We start from the raw sequence: 22231 nt of genomic DNA, 5'->3' as shown, positions 1-22231 counted from the left end.
ACGCTCTAAGAAACCTCAATCCCATACAAGCGCGATGCATTTCTCCATAGAATATTTTCCTTATCATCCCCTGAAAGATCCATCCCTCTCACGAAACCGGCTCCCTCTGTCAGCCATTCCGTCCGCACGGGATAGGAGGAACCGTAGATGATATGATCGGAGCCCAGCACCCGGACCGCACATTCCAGCGATTCCCTGCCCCACGGCTGGGCGTGGCTGGTCTCGAAAAATATATTTTCGGAAAGATACCGGGCCAGCTGCTCCCCGTTATCGTCAAACCGTTTGACCTGGTCCGCTCCCGCAGACCTTGTGGGAACCATCATTTCCTTGAATGCAAAGAAGCCGCCGCCCAGCATGGAATGTACCATCCTGACATGGGGATAGCGCTCAAACATGCCGCTCATCATTTCCCTGCACACAGCCGTCATCTGATCCACACAGCGTCCATAGGACCTGCGCAGGTTGTTGTAGGCGAGCAGGGAACCATGGTCCACCGGCACCGGGGTGTGGTGCACGTAGACGGTCATCCGGTACTCTTCCAGCTTTTCAAACAGAGGGGCAAACGCCTCGTCATCCAGATACAGGTTCCCGTAGTGGGCGCTCATCTGTACCCCCCTCATCCCCAGCTCTCTGTGGCAGCGTTCCAGCTCCGCAAAAGCCGCCTGCCCGCCGAACGGAGGTATGACTGCCAGCGGAATGAGGCGTCCGTTGCTGCGGCGGGCATAATCCGCCATCCCATCGTTAAAAAGCTTTGCCATAGAAAGTCCCAGCCATTCATGGCAGCATGGCACCTTCATAACCCCTTTGTCGATTCCCGCCAGGTCCATGTCATGCAGCTGCTTTTCCAGCTCATAATCTCCCTCTGCATAATTCACTCCGGGACAGCCTGCCGGGCGTTCGATGACAATCTCTTTTCTTTTGTCCCTGTCAAGAACCCGGCCCGCGGTCCCGTAAGCCCGGGGAATGTCCGCCAGGAACAGGGAAAGCAGTTTGTCATCTTTGAAAACCTGCTCCGGGAACCAATATACGTTTGCATCTATTACCATGTCCGATACCTCTTTTTCTTCATACTTAGTTTTAGAGCGTGTTCCGCCGGGAGTACTTGCGGTTTCCCGCAGAAAACCTTATAATACTTCTGGAAGGTATTATTACATCAGGGGAGAATATTAATGGATATTGATTACATTCACGAATTTGTTGTTCTGGCCGATACCGGCAATTATATGGAAGCCGCCGATAAGCTTTTTCTTACGCAGTCATCCCTTACCAGGCATATCCAGAAGCTGGAAGCCGACCTGGGCGTCCTCCTGTTTGACCGCTCCACCAGACACATTGAGCTTAATAAATACGGGAATCTGTTCATGCCCTATGCCCGGCAGATCTCTCAGCTTCAGAAGGAATATACCACCACATTCTGCAATGAACTGAACCGGGAACGCGGCACGATCCGGATCGGAGCCATACCTGTGATGGCCCAGTACCAGATCACGGATATCCTGGCGCGGTTCCAGCAGGAGAACCGGAATTTTATGCTGGATATCCAGGAAGCGGATTCCCTGAAGCTGATCCAGATGCTGCGCGATGAGGAGATTGATTTTGCAGTGATCCGTGAATCCGATGATGCTTCCAGCGCGTTTTGCAAAATCCCCATCACCCAGGATACGCTGGCGGCCCTGATGCCGGCCGGCCATCCCCTGGCAGTAAAGGACCACATTGAATTAAAGCAGCTTTACCGCGACTCTTTCCTGCTCCTGGGCCGGGACACTTTCATGTATTCCCTCTGTGTCCGCGAGTGCCGCAGCGCGGGATTTGAACCCCACATAGCATTTACCAGCAACCGGGTGGACAACATCATCGGCCTGGTCAGCAAGGGCATGGGCGTGGGCCTTCTCACCAAACGGCCCGTCATGTCCGCCAACCATTCGGAGATTGCAGTGGTGGACATCCTGCCTGCCATTACCACCACCATCAGCCTGGCCTACCTGCCCGGCAAAAAGCTGACCGCTCCCCAGCAGCAGCTGGTTAAAATTTTTGAGAGCCTGTGATGTGCAGGCTCTTTTCCATTGAATCCTTTTGGCCTTTCACCCCATATACATCCCGCCGTTTAACCGCAGCACCTGCCCGGTCATAAACCCGGCCTCCTCGCTGGCCAGATAACACACGGCCGCTCCAAAGTCCCGGGGCGTTCCGTTGCGCCCTGCGGGAATCCTTGGAATCAGCGTTTTATTGTCCAGCTCATCCTCCCACTCCACGGGGTGGTCGTTTTCCATGCCGCCCTTCGCAATACAGTTGACCGTAATCCCCTGCCCGGCCAGGGCCTGGGCGAGATACCGCGTCATGGAAATCACTCCGCCTCTGGCCGCACAGTCGGGCAGCCCTTCCTCCTGCATCCCGTTCTCCGCGCTGATGCCAGCCATCAGGATGATGCGGCCCGCCCGGCTCTTTGCCAGATAGGGGAGTGCTTTCTGCACCATGGTAAAGCTGCCTGTAATCTGGTGGTGAAGCTTCTGGTCCAGCTCCTGCTCCGTGATATCGGAAAGCCCTTTTAAGCGGGCCGGCGCGCCCTGGTTGGGGATAATCACATCCACGGAACCGAATCTTTGGCACACCTCCCCGTAGACCGCTCCGTCCCCATTTTCATTGCTCAGGGCAATACAGGTTCCCGGATGATGTTCTACCTCGGCGATCAGCCGCCTGGCATCCTCCATGTTGTGGGTCACCATAACCACGTTCATTCCTGCCTCTGTCAGCATGTGCACGGCCCCGGCCCCCACATGGCCCGTGGCCCCGGCAATCACTGCCGTACGTCCTTTTAATGTATACATATTCCTCTCCATCTGTCCGGCGTTCCGAAGCATATTTAATAATGCTTTAGATAAACCGCCCGTTCTGGTCAATCCACGAGTCCACAAAATCAAACAGCACCTTCACCGTATCGCCGAACTGTCCCGGATAGCTCTCCGCCTCGTAAGCCGGCGTAAAGTTATGCCCGGCGCCTTCCATAAAGCCCAGGGTCTTATCCGTGCTCCCGGCCCGCTCATAGATCACCTCGGATGCAAGGTATTCATAGCTGCCGGTCATGCCCACGGCAAGCATGGGAACATGGATTCCCGTCACATTGCCCGGAGGGCAGCAGTAGGACGAATCCCAGTCAACTCCGTACACTCCGTCCTCACCCACATGGAATTCCTCTGTGGTCCTGACCGCCTGGGACCGGAGAAATGTTTTCACCGTGGTCATAACGGCTCCGCTTCGCAGGGAACCCGTATTCTGCTGTCCGGGACGCGATACCCGGACGCTTGGCACCACCTGAAGGGTGATACTTCCGTCCCCGTGCAGCAGAGGCCATTCCTTCTTTGTGTGGGACAGCAGACTCAAATCCTGGGGAAACAGCTTGTTATTGGGCGCAATCTGGTTGGCCCCCGGAATCACCATGGGTTCATCATCCAGATAGTTTCCCCGGCCCTCCCCGATCTCCTTAAGACGGAGCAGCGCATGGCCGATCAGCCGGTTGCCCCTGGCGCCCTGGGCGCGGTAGAATTCCCGCTTGAATGTCTCGCTGTAATTGGAACCGTCCGGGTGAAACCCATGATCCATGTTAAAAAGATCCAGCTTTGGATTGCGCCTGGTTCCATTGAATTCTTCCTCGATTGCAGGATCCAGGCTGAACAGTGTCATTGCTCCGTTTCCAAAATTGGAATCCAGGAACATGACGCCGTCCGCCGCGGTCAGCTCCTCAGCCAGGCCGCAGGGAATCAGCTTTTCCGGTCCCTGAAAGACCTTTGCCCCATTCTCCGCCACGCACTGGTAAGCGCTCATCAGGGTAGCGCCCCCGCTGTGTCCCAGCAGCAGCACCTTCTCAATACCCGGATACGACTTCAGGAAATCCACCGCCCGCTTTACGTCCAGCATCTTGTCGTCCAGCGTGGATTTGTCATCCGCAACCACCGCGGTCAGAACACGGTATCCCCTCTTTGCCAGCTCCGGCGCGGGCAGAAATCCCAGATAGCTCTCATCCGAGTGCATCAGCACGATACCGATCTTGCTTTTCCTGCCCAGAAGATCCGGCTCATAGAGCAGGCCCGGCACCCGGTCCGGAAGCGGTACAAATGCGATTTTATAATTATCCGACATAATAATTCCTCTCTTTACTTCTTTTCTCTTTACCCATTGATCTCCGACACGCGGCAGCAGGACACAAAATGGCGGCCCGATACCTCGGTCAGTTCCTGGGGCTGTCTGCACGCCTCGGCCGCATAGGGGCATCTGGAATAGAACCGGCAGCCCGGCTTGGGGTTAATGGGCGAGGTGATCTCCCCCTTTAGCGGAAGCCGCTTCATGGGATGCAGGATATCGGTGGACGGAATGGCGGACAGCAACGCTTTTGTATATGGATGCAGGGTATGTGCAAACAATTCAGCGCTGGGCGCCTTCTCCACCAGCTGTCCCAGGTACATCACGCAGATATTGTCCGAAATATGGCGTACCACGGACAGGTCGTGTGTGACAAACATATAGGCAGCGCCGCTTTTCTCCTGAAGGTCCATCAGCAGGTTCAGCACCTGTGCCTGGATGGATACGTCCAGGGCGCTGACCGGCTCGTCACAGACGATAAATTCGGGATTCAGCGCCAGGGCCCGGGCGATTCCCACCCTCTGGCGGCGTCCTCCGTCCAGCTCATGGGGATAGGAACGGCGCAGGCGCTCATCCACCCCCACCAGGTCCATCAGGCGGCTGGCCTCATCCCGCAGCTCCGACCTGGAACGGAACCTTCCCGAGCGTTTCAGCGGCTCCATGATGGTGGATTCGATCCGCATCCGCGGGTTCAGGCTTGAATACGGGTCCTGGAACACGATCTGCATCTGTTCCCGTACCGTTCTCAGTTCCCCTCCCCGGACATGGGTGATGTCCGTTCCGTTTAACAGAATCTCACCTTCCGTGGCCTCCTGCAGACGGATGAGGGTGCGTCCAAGGGTGGATTTCCCACACCCCGATTCTCCCACCACGCCCAGGGTCTCTCCTTTTTCAATTGAAAATGACACGTCATCCACCGCGTGATTGATTCCCGCAGGCACTTTGAAGTATTTTTTCAAATGTTTCACTTCGATCAGGGACGGCATATACTAATCCTCCTTTTGTTTGAGACCGCATCTGCAAAAATGGCCGGGTGCAATTTCTCTGAATTCGATTTTCCCCTTGCTGCATCCGCCCTTTGCATGGGGACAGCGCGGTGCAAACGCACAGCCCTCCGGCAGGTCGGTGGGGTCAGGCGGCGAACCGGTAATGGGCTTTAGCCGCCTGGCCTGGCTGTTCATGCCGGGCAGGGAGTGAAACAGGCCAACGGTGTACGGGTGGGACGGATGCAGGAAAATGTCTTCCCTGCTGCCGTATTCCAGTATCTCCCCTGCATAGATCACGGCCACCCGGTCGCTGGTCTCGGCCACCACGCCCAGGTCATGGGTGATCAGCAGCATGGAGGTGTTGTATTTAACCTTTAAGTCCTTGATGAGGTCCAGCACCTGGGCCTGGATGGTCACGTCCAGGGCCGTGGTCGGTTCATCCGCAAGCAGCAGGTCCGGGCTGCAGGCCAGAGCCATGGCAATCACCACACGCTGTTTCATACCGCCGGAGAACTCAAAGGGGTATTCGGCAAACCGCTCCTCCGGAATCCCCACCAGCTCCAGCATTTTCCCGGCCTCCTCCTCCGCTTCCCTCCTGGTATAGTCGTTGTGCAGCAGCAGTCCCTCCACGATCTGCTCCCCCACCGTCATAATGGGGTTGAGAGCCGTCATGGGGTCCTGGAAGATCATGGCGATCTTCCCGCCGCGGATTTTCAGCATTTCCTCCGCCGGCTTTTTGAGCAGGTCCTCGCCTTCCAGAATAATCCGCCCCTGCTTCAGCCTGGCCGGCGGATTGGGCAGGATTCCAAGGATCGCCTTGGCAATGGTCGTCTTGCCGGCTCCCGTCTCACCCACCAGGGCCAGCGTCTCCCCCTTATCCATATCAAAGGAAATGCCGTTAACCGCATGGACCGTCTTCCTGCCGGATGTGTAGATCACCTCCAGGTCCCGCACCGAAAGAAATTTCTGTGTAGTTTCATCCATTTTCTTAAACACTCCTTTCAACTGCGAAGCTTCGGGTCCATGGCATCGCGCAGTCCGTCACCGATCAGATTGATAGCCAGCACGGTCAGCGCAATGACAATTCCGGGGAACATGATCAAATGCGGGTAATTCAGTATATGGGTTCTGGCATCCGCCAGCATGGCGCCCCATTCCGGCGTGGGCGGCTGGACTCCCAGGCCGATGTAGGACAGGGCCGCCGCCATGGTGATGTTCATGCCGATATTCATGGTGGCGTCCACGATCACCGGGGATACCACGTTTGGCAGGATGTGGCGGAACATAATGCTTAGATGGGAACAGTTGATGGACTGGGCCGCCTCCAGGTAATCCTTGGAGCGCTCCGAGAGAATCTGCCCCCGGATCAGGCGCACGTCAATGGGCACATTTCCAATGGCCAGGGCCAGCACCGTATGGAAGAATCCCGCGCCCAGCACAGCTGAAATGAGGATGCACAACAGCATACTCGGAAGGCTGGACCAGATGTCCAGAAAACGCATGATCAGAGTCTCCGTCCTGCCGCCGAAATATCCGGCGATACAGCCGATCAGGCATCCCAGCACCGCGCTGAACACTGCGGCGCAGATTCCCAGGGCCAGGGAATACCTTCCCCCGTAGAGAAGGCGGCTGAACAGGTCGCGTCCCATTGCGTCTGTCCCGAATATATGCTTAAGGGACGGCGTCCCAAACATACCCGCCAGATCCATTTCATTTACGCCGTAAGGCGCGATCATGGATGCGGCTGCACATGACAGGACAATGAGGGCCAGCAGGACCATTCCCACCCTGGAACCCTTATTTTTCCAGATTCTTGTAAATGTCTCTGCAAAAAGTGATGATTCGCCTGTTTGATTCATTTTCATGCCTTGACCGCCTTTCTCTTTTTCACGCCCGAATACTGAGCCTTGATTCTCGGGTCAATGAGTGCATAAATCAGGTCCACCGCCAGCATAACCAGGGCTGTGAAGACCGCAAAGAACAGTACGCAGGCCCTGACTACCGGATAATCCCGCATGTTGATCGCATTCAGCATATAAAGTCCCACGCCGGGAACGGAAAACACGCTTTCTATCACAGCGGACCCGGCCACGATTCTTGCAAACCCGGCGCCGATGGATGTGATGATGGGCATCAGCGCATTGGGAAGCATGTGCTTTAAAACGACCATTTTCTCATGCTGGCCCTTGGCCCTTGCCGTGGTAATGTAATCCTCGCGGAATACCCCCAGCATACTGGCCCTGGTCTGGCGCGCATTGACCGCGATGCCGCCCAGGGCGCTGCATATGATAGGCATTACATAATACTGGGGGCCTCCGATTCCGTAGGAGGGAAGCCAGCCCAGCTTTGCCGAGAACAGAAGGATCATCATCAGAGCCACCCAGAAATCCGGGCAGGAGATGAAAATCATGGCAATGGCCATGGTCAGGGAATCCTGCCATCTGCCCTCGTGGGTCGCCGCAAAGATCCCAAGATACAGGCCCAGTCCCAGGTTCAGCACCATGGCGCTGACGCCGATCAGGATGGTACGCGGCAGGCGCACCAGCATTTCCTGGTAAACAGGTTTGTCGTAAACCCAGGAATTCCCGAAATCCATCCGGATAAATGTATTGTAGAAATAGCTTCCCAGCTGTGCCGGATACGGCCGGTCGATCCCCATCTTTGTCCGCATGAGAGCGATATCGGACGCGGAGGCATTTCCTCCGGCGATCACAACAGCAGGGTCGCCGGGGGTAAAATACAGGATAGTAAATATGATAAATGCCGTTCCAAGCACAATTACGATCATCCAGAGCAGTCTCTTTAATATATATTTTCCCATATGATTCACTCCGATTTTTACAGGTTAATCCAAATAATAGTCGCATGCTCCCGGAAGAAGGAATTCACTCTCGCGGTACACCAGGTTTGCAAACTCTTTGCTGTACACCGCGTTCATCTTCGGCATGCACAGCGCATGATAATACGCGTTCTCCACAATGTAATCATGGACCTTGGCCATGTTTTCCTTGTTGTGTCCCTCTGCCGTGTTGGCTGTCTCAAACAGCTCCTGCAGTGTATCATCATGTAAAAATGCCATATTGAAACCGGTTCCGAACTCATTGTAATTGATGGGCCGGTTCCACTCTCCCACCTGTGTGCCGCCGCCGGGATTCCACAGCAGCAGATCCCAGGCTTTTGGATTATTCACATCGGACTGCACCAGCGCGCTTTCCTTGGAATTGATCTCCACATTGATTCCGGCCTGTAAAAGCAGGGCCTGGATCATGGTCATGATGCTCTTTAAGTCTTCCCGGTTAAATCCTTCCAGGGAGATGGTTTCCCCGTTATAGCCGGACTTGCCCAGATATTCCTTGGCCTTCTCCAGGTCATATGTATTCATGTATGTCTCCGTGTTCTCCCATGCCGGATCGTAATCGTCAAAGAACGGGGTTCCGAACGCCTTGGCCGCAATACATGTGCCGGTAGCTGCCGCGATCGCATTGTTGTCCAGTGCATAGAAAATGGCCTTTCTCAGGTTGACATCGCTCATAAGACCGCCTTCCGTACAGTTGGGAATCAGTACGTACATCTCAGATCCCTGGGTTACAAACACACCGTAACGGTCCGCATACTGCCCTCCCTCTGCAAAGTCGGCCAGGTTCTCTGCAGGAACTGCCTGTGAATACTGGATCTGGTCCGTACTGAGAGCAATGACATGCTGGGACGCCTCGGCAATAATATCATACTCAATGGTCTGTACATTTGCCTTGTGGTTCGCGTCTCTAAGTTCTTCAGACTGCCAGTATTTGTCATTGGCCACCAGGGTCAGATGGGAACCGGATACATACTCGCTGACCGTGTACGGACCAGTGCCGACAGGCTTGTCCGCAAAGCCTCCGATCTCCTCGTAGGATTTCTGCGAAACGATCATGGTGCGGCACCACGGCCACTCCAAAGCTCCCACCTGCTTAACAGGACCTGTCCATGTATACTCCACAGTATAGTCATTGACTGCCTTTACACTGTCAAAGATATCATATTTTACTGCATTTCCCGAATCCACGATCAGCCCAACGGAAAAAACCACGTCCTGGGCCTTGATCTGGTTGCCGGCTGCATCGTAGATGTTGTCATACAGCGTCACCCTGGTGTGAGTCTCATCCACGTTCTCATACTCCTTTGCCATGATCGGAACATACTCGCCTCCCCTGAAATCAAAGAGCGCCTCGTAAATATTGTAGTAAATATACTGTTTGCTGTGATCCCCGGCCCATGTATACGGCGCAAGGTCCTGAGGATCACTGGAAAGCGCAACCGTCACCTTTTCGTAGCGCCCGTCCGAGTCAGCCGTTGTCCTCCGCCCCGCTTCCGCCGTGGGGGCTTCGGACGAAGCCGCGGCCGCCTGCTCCTTGTTATCTTCCGGAGCACTTCCCGCCTCTGACGTCTTCGCCGCGGCTCCCCCGCCGCCACAGGCTGCCAGAGAAACTGCCATGGATGCCGCCAATGTCACTGCCATTACACGCTTTAACAAATTTCTGCCCCATCTTTTCTGCATTTCTTGTACCTCCCAATCAATTTGTGTGATTTTATTTTAGTATATTTGTCAATAATGAACAAACCGATTTTGGAAGTGATTTATGCAGTTTGTGCAATTAGTATGTTCTTGAGCAAGGTCCGGGCCTTGATACCCGTTGTTTCCCAAGGCCCTGCTATAGGCCTCCGGGAAGGGGGCATAGTGTCTGTTTTTATCAGATATCCCTTTGCGGGAAAAAGGGAATAGATATTGTTGGTCTTATAATAGATGGCTACAATAATGCGCTCCCCCCCCCCCCGGAACACAGGTCAATACAGGATTGTGAAAATTATAAAAAAGGCTCTCATCATACAAATAGGGGCAGGATTTTCTCAAATCCTGCCCCAACTGTCGACAAAGAGTCTAATGTCAATATGATAGCTGAAATTTATAACTGATTATAACTGAGGACCTGCGGATACTAATGCTTTTCCTGCTGCATTGCCCTCGTACTTAGCAAAGTTCTTCACAAAACGCTGTGCCAGATCCTGAGCCTTGGTCTCCCACTGGGAAACTTCGCTGTAGGTATCGCGTGGATCAAGGATTGCAGGATCTACGCCTGGAAGCTCGGTAGGAATCTCAAAATTAAAGTATGGAAGCTGCTTTGTAGGTGCCTTGGCAATGGAGCCGTCCAGGATCGCATCAATGATGCCGCGGGTGTCGCGGATGGAGATACGCTTTCCGGTGCCGTTCCAGCCGGTGTTCACAAGGTATGCCTTTGCGCCGCTCTTCTCCATTCTCTTAACAAGCTCCTCTGCATACTTGGTTGGATGCAGTTCCAGGAATGCCTGTCCGAAACAAGCTGAGAAGGTAGGAGTCGGCTCTGTGATCCCACGCTCTGTACCGGCAAGCTTTGCTGTAAAGCCGGACAGGAAGTAATACTGTGTCTGCTCCGGTGTCAGGATGGATACTGGAGGAAGCACGCCGAATGCATCTGCTGACAGGAAGATAACATCCTTTGCAGCAGGAGCAGCGGAAACCGGACGTACGATCTTCTCAATATGGTCGATCGGGTAAGATACACGTGTGTTCTCTGTCACGCTCTTATCATCAAAGTCGATCTTTCCGTCAGCATCAAGGGTAACGTTCTCTAAAAGAGCATTGCGCTTGATCGCATTGTAGATATCGGGCTCAGAATCTTTGTCAAGATTGATAACCTTGGCATAGCATCCGCCCTCAAAGTTAAACACGCCGTTGTCATCCCAGCCGTGCTCATCATCTCCGATGAGAAGACGCTTGGGATCTGTTGAAAGAGTGGTCTTGCCTGTTCCGGAAAGTCCGAAGAAAATAGCGGTATTCTCGCCGTTTAAGTCGGTATTGGCAGAACAGTGCATGGAAGCAATGCCCTTTAACGGCAGGAAGTAGTTCATCATGGAGAACATGCCCTTCTTCATCTCACCGCCGTACCATGTGTTGACAATAACCTGCTCGCGGCTGGTGATATTGAACATGGCGGCTGTCTCTGAATTCAGGCCCAGCTCCTTGTAGTTCTCTACTTTTGCCTTGGAAGCATTGTAAACAACGAAATCCGGCTTAAAGTTCTCCAGCTCCTCAGCGGTTGGCTGGATAAACATATTCTTAACGAAATGAGCCTGCCATGCAACCTCAACAATAAAACGGATTGCCATACGGGTGTCCTTGTTTGCTCCGCAGAATGCGTCTACAACAAACAGTCTTTTGTTGGAAAGTTCTTCCAGAGCGATCTTTTTTACCGTATCCCAGGCTTCCTGGCTGGCCGGATGGTTATCATTCTTATATTCATCAGATGTCCACCATACGGTGTCCTTGGAATTCTCGTCCATGACAATGAACTTGTCCTTAGGTGAACGTCCTGTGTAAATACCGGTCATAACGTTAACGGCACCGAGTTCACTTACCTGTCCCTTCTCATAGCCCTCCAGTTCGGGTTTTGTCTCTTCTTCAAACAACATTTCAAAAGAAGGATTGTAAACAATTTCTGTAGTTCCGGTAATTCCATACTGACTCAAATCAACATTTGCCATCTTTCATTATCCTCTCTTTCATTTTATCGAAATCCTTCTCATTATCTCATTTTGTTAATTAAAAGTCAATATTTAAAAGAGTAAAATCGAAGATAATGTTCGGATATTTATACAATCCCCTTTAACGCACGGCTGAGGACTGTTTTTAGTATCTCCATGTCAATGGGTTTCGCGATATGCGCATTCATCCCCGCATCCAGCGATTCCTGCACATCCTCGGAAAATGCATTGGCTGTCATGGCAATAATGGGTATCTGCCCGGCGTCCTCCCGTTTCATCCTGCGGATGGCCTGGGCGGCCTCATATCCGTTCATCTTGGGCATACGTATGTCCATCAGGACAGCGTCATAGGTGCCAGGGGCCGCGTCCATGAAGGCATTTAATGCCAAAGCCCCGTTCTCCGTCACATCCGAATGCGCCCCCTGCATCTTAAGCAGTTCGCAAAGTATCTCGGCATTGATATCATTGTCTTCAGCGATCAGGAACCTGCGGCCTGCAAATATCTGGTCCGGTGCAGCCACATCATGGCCCGCTCCTGAGGATTCCGTGCCGGCTTCATCCCCGTCCCCATACTCACATTCCAGTTCAACCCTGAATGTAGTGCCCATATGGACCTTGCTCTCAACGGAAATATCCCCTCCCATGAGATCTACCAGTCCCTTGGTAATGCTAAGTCCCAGTCCTGTACCTTCCACCCTCGCCGTATTGCGTGTAAAGGGTTCAAAAATATGGGATAAAAACTCTTCCTTCATACCGATCCCCGTGTCCGACACCGTAAAACGGTAGCGGGCATACCCCTGGGGCCTGACCGGTGTTACTTCCTCTGCCAGGAAATCCACCCTACCCCCTTCCGGAGTAAACTTGACCGCATTGCTGAGAAGGTTTATGAGTATCTGGTTCATACGCAAGCTGTCACCGTAATAATAAGCGTGCTCAATCCCCCTACTTTGGATGGTAAATGTAAGTCCCGCCGCCTTTGCCTGAGGTTCCATGATGGCGGACAGCTTTTCCAGCAGACCGGACATGGATATCTTCATATGGTTCAGGCTGATCTTAGACTGCTCGATCTTGCTCATGTCAAGGATGTCGTTGATCAGGCTCAAAAGATGGCTGGATGAGACTGATATTTTCTGAAGGCAGTCCTCCACCCTCTCCCGCTCATCCAGATGGGCCTTGGCCAGCATCGTCATGCCCATGATGGCATTCATAGGGGTACGGATATCGTGGCTCATGGTGGAGAGGAAATCACTTTTAGCCTGGCTTGCCTCCCTGGCAACGGACAGAGCCTCCTCAAGGGCGTTCTTCCTTCTGCGCTCCTCTGCCAGCATATCCGTCACATCCGCCCTGACAAGGCACACGGTGCGGTGGTTCTCATCCCCCCACAGCACATTGATCTGCTTATAGCGGATCCCGTCCTCCCCATGGTATGGAAACACAAAATCATACCCACCCGGTTTTAATGCGAGCGTCTGCAGAATATATTCCAGGTTAAACTGGTTCAATGCATGATCCCTATCCTCACCAGGATCATACTGCCTTACAAATTTCTCTGTCGCCTTGTCGTAATCGTCAATTTTAAAAGGCGGAAGGTTCTCCAACACGGTCTGGCGTGTATGCATGGTCAGTCGGCCGGTGTACACATCGATGATCCCCACCAGTTCAAAGGTGTATGCCATAATGTTCAGGAATCCCTGCTGCTCCCGCACCGAATCCGTTATATCCGTGCGCACAAGGCAGACTCTGCCCAGGCGAAGGTCTATCTCCGATACTGTCATATTCTTGGTACGGATATCCCGTTTCTCATCCATGATGGAATATGAAAATGTATACGGCCCATCTTTTTCCAGGCGCCTGCGGATCTCACCCGGATCCAGGGAATTAAAAAACTGTTCCCTGTCCTTGGGCACGATCACCTGCCCCAGCATATAGCTGAGATGCCCTGAATGGCATCCTGACCGGCTCGGAAGACAGCTGGAGTTCTCATTACAGGTCAGAACCTTATAGGTGTCCTGCTCCAGGTCCAGGTCTATGACAAAATCGTAGCTGGTCACGGAAAGCTGGTGCAGGATCCTGTCATTGATCACCTGTTCCGTAATGTCCGTTACTGTCAGGATTCCCGTCACATCGCCCGTGTCAGGCGCATCTACCAGATTCACCTTAAACTGTACGTACCGGCCGGTGGTTTCATTGGGCAGCCTGATAAAACACCGGAGTATCTTCTCCGTATCATTCTCCTGGAAGGCTTTCATGGCGGGCGCATTCAGATAAGTATCCAGAAAGAGACGGCGGTCTGCTTCATCTTCCACCAGACCGGCAAGGCCGGTGAAGAAGGTCTCACGGTCATATCCGAAGGATTCCAGAAGATGGGAGTCCGTATGGTCACTGATCTCAATGATCCTGTTACGGGTAATATTGCAGTGGCCCATGACCAGTGCATTGGGATCCGTGGTCCCGTAATGCTGCATCAGCCGTTCCTTAAACTGCGTGCGCAGCTGCTCCTGCTCTTCACGCTCCTTTGTCACATCATGGTAAACCGCATAGAACCGGTTTTCACCGCCCTCACTGCGGAGCATGCTGAGTGTGTTTTTGACCCAGACATAGGTGCCGTCCCCCCGCAGGAGACGGTATACCATCTCAAAGTTGCTTTCACCCTGTTTAATAAACCCTGCTATATCGTCACCCACCTGTTCCCTGTCATCGGGATGGACACCCGACAGGGCATCCTGGCTGTAGAGCGCCCAGGCCTGCTCCAGAGACATACAGGTCAGAGCGGCAAATCCGTCCGACATATATTCAGGAATCATTTTGCCGTCCTTCTCACACCTTACAACGGCAATCCCGCCGGGCAGGTTCTTGATCACGGTCTGGAAATACTCTTCCAGCCGCTCCTTCTCCCTGCGTGTTTTCACCTCCTGGGTCACATCCCGCACATACTTTATATACGCCGGGATCCCATTCCAGTCGCTCTCCTTAAAACGGGTCACGTAAAAGCGGTCTGAGCCCTCCACCCGCATCTCGTGTTCCCGGCCGTCCTCCATATCTGATCCTAAGGTGCAGAACCTGCAGGGACTGGCCTTTCCATGAAGGGCCGCATAACATTTCTGGCCCACACAGTTTTTTGAATCCGTAAAAAGGACTTCATTTTCATTCACATACAGAAGATCATAATTCTCCCTGTCGATCACATAGATGGAATCCGCCATCTCATTGGCAATTGTCTGGAACAGCCGTGTCTCCGCGGACATACCCGTGATCACAAGATAGATCCTTGGGTCTTCATCCAACGGTCCCATACGCCTTCCGCTCATATGGATCCAGACCAGCCGCCCGTCCTTGTGGAGGATGCGGTAAAACACATCCAGCACCATGCCGTTACTGATCGTGTGATCCACAGCGTTTCGGACCCTCTTCTGGTCCGCCTCATAGACAACATCCAGGGCATCTCTCCGGATCAGGGTTTCATACTCATCCCGTGTATAGCCGGCCAGGGCAATGACCCCATCGGAAAGAAAGGATGCTTCATAGACATCCTTTTCTTTCCGGAATATGGCAATGCCTCCGGGAATGGAGTTGATCAGATGGTTCATTTCCATCTGTGTGTTTTTAAGGTCGGAAATGTTGTGGAACACGCAGTGCAGCAAAGGGCATCCCTGGTCTTCGCCGATCCATTTGATCTGTACCCGCACCCATACAATATGCCCGTCCCGATGCTGTTTGCGGAACTCAAATTCATCCACGCCTTTGCTTTGGACCACCTGCAAAGCCCTGGATACCACCATGGCCGTATCCTCTTTATAGGTCATCTCAGCCGCATCCTGCCTGATCATTCCCTGGTATTCTTCCACCGTATAACCGGTTAGTGCCGGAACACCATCTGAAAAATAGACCGTATCAAAGATATCCGACACCCGGTAAATAGCTACACCGCCAGGAATCGCGTTGATGATATCCTCCATCTTCGCCTTGGCGCCGGCCAGTTCCTTTTCCATCCTCACCTGGCTGCTCACATCGTTTAACACCCCGTAGAGCATAAGTTCCCCGCTGTCCTTCTGTTTTGCGGAACCCTCCAGCCGGATCCACTGGTAATCATTTTCCCTGTGATGGAACAGACGGAAAGTATGGGTAAACCTGCCTTTGCTTTGGATCAGCTTGGCCAGCTTTTCCTTCAGGAGGCCGGCATCCTCAGGATGGACCCTGTCCCAGTCCAGCATCCGTCCCGAATCCGGACGTTTTTTGCCGGAGCAGCCCAGGATCTCATAAAAAGCAGGGTTGCAGTATCCGGGCAGTATCTGCCCCTCCTTGATCTGACAGATACAAAGACCGCAGGGAAAGCTGTCAAACGCAGTTCCCATATAGCCTTCACAAAAAGAGGTGCCCTCCATTGTCATTACCGCCCTTCTTTTAATCTTGCCCTAAGCTCGTCCACCCGAAAAAACTCTGTTTGAACGATCTGATACAGTGCCCCATAATCCACAGACGCTGTTCCCGCACGCAGAGGCTCCACAACAGCGCAGACCGCGTGAAAAAGAGGTGTCAGCCCCATGTTTCCCACAACCCCTTTCAGCGTATGGGCAGCGGAAAAAGCCTCCTCATAGTCCTGCTTCTCAAGGGCTTCCCCCAGCTTCTCAAGGTTATCATCCTTAAACAGCATGTCCAGGAACTTTATATACATGGCCTCATTTCCCATAAACCTTGCCATGGTGGAGTGGTAATCCGCCCCGTAGGCCTCAAACATTTCCCTGAATCCCCCCATTGTCATGCCTCCTTTCCAAAAATAAAGTCGTACAGAGTCTGGAACAGCCGATCCGGCTCAATGGGTTTTGCCAGATGGGCATCCATGCCCGCCGCCTTACTCTTCTCTATATCATCATCAAACGCATTGGCTGTCATGGCAATAATGGGGATCTCCCCGGCATCCCCGTTGCTCAGATGGCGTATGTTCCTGGCCGTGGTCAGTCCATCCATCAGCGGCATTCTGATATCCATCAGTATGGCATCATAATACCCTTCCGGCGACTTGCTGAACAGCTCCAGGGCCCGCAATCCGTTCTCAGCCGTATCCACCTTAAATCCCTTATCCTCCAGCAGCATCACGGCCACTTCCGTGTTGATCATATTGTCCTCTGCCAGCAGCACGCGTTTGCCTGTAAAGTCGTACTCCGATGACTCAGGCTGGCGGTCCTGTTCTTCCTTTTCCCCCAGGGCCCTGGTAAAGGCTGATATCAGCGATGACTTGAACATGGGCTTGCTCATCAGCAGGTTCACTCCTGCCAGCTTTGCCTCGTGTTCAATGGTGACCCAGTCATAAGCTGTCATGATGATAATGGTCACATCCGGTCCCACAATACCCCGTATGCGGCGTGCCGTCTCAATCCCATCCATCTCCGGCATTTTCCAGTCTATGAGAATCATGTCAAAATATTTCCCATCGGTCCACAGATCACTTACACGTTTCACCGCCTTGCGCCCGCTGTCCACCCACTCCGCCTTGACCCCCATCTCCTCCAGGGTTACAATGGCGCTCTCACACACAGCCACGTCATCATCCACCACCAGGGTTTTCAGATGGGAGAAGTTATAGGTGGTCTTCTTTTTATTGTGGCGCAGCTTTTCTTCCTCCGTAATGCCCAGTTTCACATCCACCGTAAACTCAGTGCCGATTCCTTTGATGGAGCGCACAGTGATCTTTCCGTCCATCATATCCACAATGTTTTTAGAGATAGCCAGCCCCAGCCCGGTACCTCCGTACGGCGCTGTGGTGCCTGTGGATTCCTGTGAAAAAGGCTCGAAGATATGGGGAAGGAACTCCTCGCTCATACCCACTCCTGTGTCGTTTACAATGAACCGCAAAACAGCGTCATTTTTCGTTCTTCTGTGCAGCGCGGCAGACAGCGTAACCTTTCCGCCTTCATTGGTAAACTTAATGGCGTTGCTCAGGATATTAATCAGCACCTGCTGCAGCTTCATGGCATCGCCAATATAGTAATCATCCAGCACCGGGTCCAGGATGCATTCATAGTCCACTCCCCTGGCAGCGGCCTGGGCATAGCAGATGGAATTGATGCCGTTAAGGAATTCATCCGTGGGGATCTTCTCGCTCTTTAACAGCATTTTCCCGCTCTCGATCCGGCTCATATCCAGGATATCATTGATCAGGGAAAGCAGGAATCTGGAAGATATTCCGATCTTGGAGATGCAGTCCTCCACCTGTTCATCATCCCCAATGGACCTGGCCGCTATGGTACTCATGCCGATAATGGCGTTCATAGGCGTCCTTATCTCATGGCTCATCCTGGACAGGAAATCAGATTTAGCTGCATTGGCCTGTTCCGCGGCAACCAGCGCCGCTGCCAGGTCCTCCTTCTGCCGCTGCTCCTTGCGGACCACGTCCGTCACATCTGTGCGCACTACCCCAACCCGCCCTAAGTCCTGGTTAATATAAAACACCTTAAACCGCTTGATCCTCTGGACTCCGTGTTCATCCCTCATCTCCACAATAAAATTGTACATATCATGAAGAGCCAGCTGCCTTTGCATATAACCGAAATCCATCTTTTCCAGGTATTCGTTCCCGGCCTCCTGGTCCATATACCGGCTGGCCACATTGCGGATCTCCTCCTGGAAATATCCCTGCCTCGCCACGGTTGCCTTCTGGCTGCCGCAAAAGGATATGGGGTGGTGTGTGCCTTTATGGATATCGATCTCAGTTATGATATCGTAATCCAGCTCCGCAATCTTATAGAGGAGCTGTTCCTGAAGTTTTTTCTCAGTGATATCAAAGGTGTAGAAAAATGCAATGATATCCCCTGTTTCAGGATTCAGGCATACCCTGAAGCTGGTATTGCTCCAAAAGGCCCCGCCATCCCTGCCTCTGCGCAGGAAATCAAAATGATAATCTGTTTTGCCCGAAGCAAAATCCGACAGCACCTTTTCTCTGCGCATGGCGCGCAGGATATCCTGTCCGTACTTGGCATCCACAGCGGAGGCCGACAGATTCTCAATGGTCTGTTCATAAGTATCCCCCACCTTGGCAATGGAAGCCTCGGCTGTGGACAGATAACTCTCCAAATTATTCCTGGTAATATTGATCCTTCCCTGGATCAGTCCCCCCTCTGTGGACAGCTCCGCAAAATAAGTCAGTTCATTCTCATACAGTTCCCTGACCCGCTCCTGCACCTGCTTCTCATCCGTGATGTCCACAAACACACAGTAAAAATACTGTTCTCCGTCTTCCCCGGTGAACAGCTGCGCTTTGATCGATATCCATTTTACACCGCCGTCCTTGCACACCAGGCGGTTTTCGTTGCGGATGGTATTCCCGTGCTCCAGCTGGGAGCGCAGCTTTCCCTCCATCACCGCCAGATCCTCCGGCCAGATGACCGCAGACATGCGGTTTCCCATGGCTGCAAATTCCTGACGGGTGTATCCTATAAAGTCAAACAATCCATCATTGGCATCAATGACGGAAAAATCAGCATCAAACCGGCAGCGGAATACGGCTCCCGGAATATTATTATAGATGTGGAGTATCTCCTTCTGTGCCTGCTTCTGGGCTGTAATATCGCTGCATACCGATGTGATGGCAGGCCGGTCGTCCTCTGAAACAGTCTTATGCCCTACATCATGGACCCAGATATAGGATCCGTCCTTTTTGCACATCCTGTATTCCACCGCATACTCTTCCCCTATGTCCAGCTGCTCTGCCATCAGCTGCTCCACCATGGCCCGGTCCTCAGGATGGATACAGTTTGCAAACTGTCCGCGGATCGCGTCCGTAAATTCCTTCTCATCCCCGTATCCCAGATATTCCAGCATCCTGCGGTTAATGAAATAAAAGGGGAACCCGTCCCCCACATAATACCCCAGCATACCGCCTGCAAATGCCTCGTTAAGAAGTTCCTGCCGCTGTCTGGCAATATTTTCCATCACCAGGGTCTGGGGATAGTGTTCCCCTTTTCCCTGGCTGCTGCTGGGTTCTGAAAAGTTCAGATCACAGACCAGCCACCGGCCCTTTTGCTGTTTTAACACAAAAAAGCAGCGCAGATGCCAGGCATATACGGAGTTCTTCAGGCTGAAGGCTGCTGACATTACATATACGTTTTCCCCCAGCTGCTGCTCATTAAGAACCGAAAAATCCACCTGGAAGGGTTCCGGTATCTCCCTTATATCCTCCCTCAGGTATCGGGCCATATCCTCCCTGCCATCCGCATACTCCTGTTCGCCGGTTCCCACAAAGTGTATGTCATCTGCCAGGAACTCCTCGGCCAGCCCCGCATCCCTCAGTTCAAACCAGCAGCGGCAGAACTGCCGGATCGTCTGATTCCCACTGTTCGGATTACTCATACTGTTTCCTCTTTCCACAAGCCGCAGCTCTCCTTGTTTGTATTTTTCTCAGAAGCTTCCGGTTTCCTGCGTTTTGACTGTTCCTGCAGCCGCGTGCCGGGCTGTGTCAGCGCCACGCCGGCAGATGCATAAAACAATACGCTGCGCTGTATCCGTTTGGACAGGCTCTGCATCAGGTGGGGTTTGCATATAAAATCATCCGCCCCCAGTTCCAATGCCATGTTTTCCAGTTCCGGGTTGGACAGGGCCGTGGTTATGATGGGAAGGTTCCACAATTCCTTGTCCCGCTGGATGGTTTTCAGCACCTGAAAACCATCTGTATCCGGAAGTGTTATGCTTAAAACAATTGCCGCTATCCCCCTGTGGTTCTTTATGTATTCCAGGGTATCATCACAGGTGGCGGTCCCCACCACCTGGTAATGCCCCTTGAATGCCTGTTGCACAGACTCCCGATAAACCGGGTCCTCGTCCGCCACCAGCAGCACGGGCAGTTCCTCCCCGGAGCAAGTCTCCTCCTCCGGTACCTGAAGCCCGCTTTCCTTATGAGCGGCCAGAAGGGCCTCAAAATCCTTGCAGGGCATGGGCCTTGCAAAGTAATATCCCTGTACAAAATCACATCCCAGCTCACTGAGCCTGAGCAGCTGTTCCTTGGTCTCCACGCCTTCCGCCACCACTCCCAGGTCCATCCAGCGCGCCAGGTTGATGATAAACTGAAGGATTCCCTGGCTCTTGGGCTTGGCCATCTCGTTATGGATAAATTTGATGTCCAGCTTCAGGATATCGATGGGCATGTCATTGAGCATATTCAGGGAGGAGTATCCGCTTCCGAAATCATCCATCTCAATAACAAAGCCCTGTTCGCGCAAAAGGGTCACTGTATCGATGATCTGCTTTGGGTTTTCCGTATAAGCGCTCTCTGTGATCTCCAGATGAAGGCGGGAAGGGGAAAGTCCGTATCGTTCAACGATCTGGATCAGGGTGGACACAAGGTCCTCATTGTAAATATCCGCCCTGGAAACATTCACAGACACGGATATGGGATAATATCCCCGGTCATCCCAGGAACGGATGGCAGCACAGGCCTTATCCCACACAAACTGGTCCAGTTTTGTGATAAAACCATTCTTCTCAAACAGAGGGATAAACTCTGCCGGGGATAAAAAGCCCCACTCCGGGTGGATCCACCGGACCAGCGCCTCCGCTCCTATAAGGTTCTCATCCCTGATCCTGTACTTTGGCTGGAGATAGACCAGGAATTGGTTCCGGGCCAGGGCCGTCTCCATGCTGTCCGTAATGGCCTGTTCCCTCAGCAGCTGGTTGCGCAGGGTATCGTCATAGATCGCAAAAAACTTTCCGTACTGGCCTTTGATGCTCCTGGCAGCCAGAAGGGCCCTGTCGCACATCTGCTCCACGGAAACCATGCGGTCCTCCACATAGTAGATGCCCCATTTCATTACAATGTTGTGGACCTCCAGCAGCTCATTGGTCTGGATATTGGCTTCCATGAACATATCGTTGGTATATTCCCATTTGTGCTCTATCATGCAGGCAAACTGGTCTGAATTCAGGCGGCCGCAGATTCCCCTGCCGCCCAGCTTCTCCTCGTATGCCTTTCCAATCCCGCACAGCAGGCGGTCGCCTGTCTTCACTCCAAACACATCGTTAATCAGCTTGAAATTCTCAATATCGGAACAAACAATGTCATAGTGGGTATCAGGGTTTCGCAGCAGGACGTTTCTCACCTGCTCATAGAAAAACTCCTTGCTGTACAGTCCGGTCAGCCGGTCATACTGCATCAGGTTGATCATGGCGGCTGTTTCCCGCAGCCGGATAATACCTGCCACGCGGTGCAGGATGATCTGAGGCTTATAAGGTTTAGCCACAAAATCCGTTGCCCCATGGGACAAAGCGGCAACCTCATCCGACTCGGCGTCATTTTGTGTTGTTACAATAACGGGAATGGAGGAATAAGCGGGATCTGCTTTCATGATTGAGAGAAAGGTGTAGCCATCCATAACCGGCATGATAATATCCAATAAAATAAGGGAAATCCCTTCTCCGTACTGTTTTAATATATCAAGGGCCTCCTGGCCGTTTTCCGCCTCCACAACATCATAATCCTCGGACAGAATCTGGCACAACAGGCTTCGATTGAGCATATTGTCTTCCACAACCAAAATCTTCTTTCGTGAAAACATAGCTTTACTCCT

At 52.7% G+C, this 22231-nt stretch carries 14 protein-coding genes; 1 reads left to right on the top strand and 13 read right to left on the bottom strand.

What is annotated here, in order from left to right:
* Positions 1 to 5: 5 nt before the first annotated feature.
* The gene (locus HMPREF9469_RS17775) at positions 6 to 1046 is read right to left on the bottom strand and encodes an amidohydrolase family protein (RefSeq protein ID WP_007864476.1); all 1041 of its coding nucleotides are present in this window, start codon (positions 1044 to 1046) and stop codon (positions 6 to 8) included.
* 123 nt (positions 1047 to 1169) lie between these two features.
* On the opposite strand from HMPREF9469_RS17775, the gene HMPREF9469_RS17770 reads away from it, so the two are divergent.
* Positions 1170 to 2045 (top strand): LysR family transcriptional regulator, encoded by an 876-nt coding sequence (locus HMPREF9469_RS17770; protein ID WP_007864473.1) that lies wholly within the window; start codon positions 1170 to 1172, stop codon positions 2043 to 2045.
* A gap of 36 nt (positions 2046 to 2081) precedes the next feature.
* On the opposite strand, the gene HMPREF9469_RS17765 is transcribed toward HMPREF9469_RS17770, so the two are convergent.
* The 12 genes from HMPREF9469_RS17765 to HMPREF9469_RS17710 form a co-directional block, all read right to left on the bottom strand.
* Positions 2082 to 2825 (bottom strand): SDR family NAD(P)-dependent oxidoreductase, encoded by a 744-nt coding sequence (locus HMPREF9469_RS17765; protein WP_007864470.1) that lies wholly within the window; start codon positions 2823 to 2825, stop codon positions 2082 to 2084.
* Between the two features lie 46 nt (positions 2826 to 2871).
* Positions 2872 to 4134 carry an alpha/beta fold hydrolase gene (locus HMPREF9469_RS17760; protein ID WP_007864467.1) on the bottom strand — a complete coding sequence of 421 codons (1263 nt, stop codon included), beginning with the start codon at positions 4132 to 4134 and terminating at the stop codon, positions 2872 to 2874.
* Positions 4135 to 4163: 29 nt separating this feature from the next.
* A complete protein-coding gene (locus tag HMPREF9469_RS17755) occupies positions 4164 to 5120 on the bottom strand; it encodes an ABC transporter ATP-binding protein (protein WP_007864464.1) in 957 nt (318 codons plus the stop codon).
* A 3-nt stretch (positions 5121 to 5123) separates the two neighbouring features.
* Positions 5124 to 6104, bottom strand: coding sequence for an ABC transporter ATP-binding protein (locus tag HMPREF9469_RS17750; protein WP_007864463.1), 981 nt, complete (start codon positions 6102 to 6104; stop codon positions 5124 to 5126).
* Positions 6105 to 6121: 17 nt separating this feature from the next.
* Entirely contained in the window at positions 6122 to 6985 is an 864-nt protein-coding gene (locus HMPREF9469_RS17745; RefSeq protein ID WP_007864462.1) for an ABC transporter permease, read from the bottom strand.
* On the bottom strand, positions 6982 to 7941 hold the full coding sequence (locus tag HMPREF9469_RS17740; protein WP_007864461.1) for an ABC transporter permease: 960 nt from the start codon (positions 7939 to 7941) through the stop codon (positions 6982 to 6984). The genes HMPREF9469_RS17745 and HMPREF9469_RS17740 overlap by 4 nt, the downstream gene beginning before the upstream one ends.
* Before the next feature lie 24 nt (positions 7942 to 7965).
* The gene (locus tag HMPREF9469_RS17735) at positions 7966 to 9657 is read right to left on the bottom strand and encodes an ABC transporter substrate-binding protein (RefSeq protein WP_007864454.1); all 1692 of its coding nucleotides are present in this window, start codon (positions 9655 to 9657) and stop codon (positions 7966 to 7968) included.
* A gap of 416 nt (positions 9658 to 10073) precedes the next feature.
* The gene (pckA, locus tag HMPREF9469_RS17730; protein WP_007864450.1) at positions 10074 to 11678 is read right to left on the bottom strand and encodes a phosphoenolpyruvate carboxykinase (ATP); all 1605 of its coding nucleotides are present in this window, start codon (positions 11676 to 11678) and stop codon (positions 10074 to 10076) included.
* A 107-nt stretch (positions 11679 to 11785) separates the two neighbouring features.
* Positions 11786 to 16066, bottom strand: coding sequence for a PAS domain-containing protein (locus HMPREF9469_RS17725; protein ID WP_007864449.1), 4281 nt, complete (start codon positions 16064 to 16066; stop codon positions 11786 to 11788).
* A complete protein-coding gene (locus HMPREF9469_RS17720) occupies positions 16066 to 16431 on the bottom strand; it encodes an Hpt domain-containing protein (protein ID WP_007864448.1) in 366 nt (121 codons plus the stop codon). Before HMPREF9469_RS17720 ends, HMPREF9469_RS17725 begins: the two co-directional genes overlap by 1 nt.
* 2 nt (positions 16432 to 16433) lie before the next feature.
* Positions 16434 to 20021, bottom strand: a complete 3588-nt coding sequence (locus tag HMPREF9469_RS17715) for a response regulator (RefSeq protein ID WP_040416751.1) — start codon at positions 20019 to 20021, stop codon at positions 16434 to 16436.
* Positions 20018 to 22219 (bottom strand): EAL domain-containing protein, encoded by a 2202-nt coding sequence (locus HMPREF9469_RS17710; protein ID WP_007864445.1) that lies wholly within the window; start codon positions 22217 to 22219, stop codon positions 20018 to 20020. Before HMPREF9469_RS17710 ends, HMPREF9469_RS17715 begins: the two co-directional genes overlap by 4 nt.
* Between the last annotated feature and the right edge of the window lie 12 nt (positions 22220 to 22231).

Origin of the sequence: [Clostridium] citroniae WAL-17108 (assembly GCF_000233455.1) — a bacterium.
Taxonomy (GTDB): Bacteria; Bacillota; Clostridia; order Lachnospirales; family Lachnospiraceae; genus Enterocloster; species Enterocloster citroniae.
Note: the sequence above shows the minus strand (reverse complement) of the source record. Positions and strands in the feature narration are given on the sequence as shown.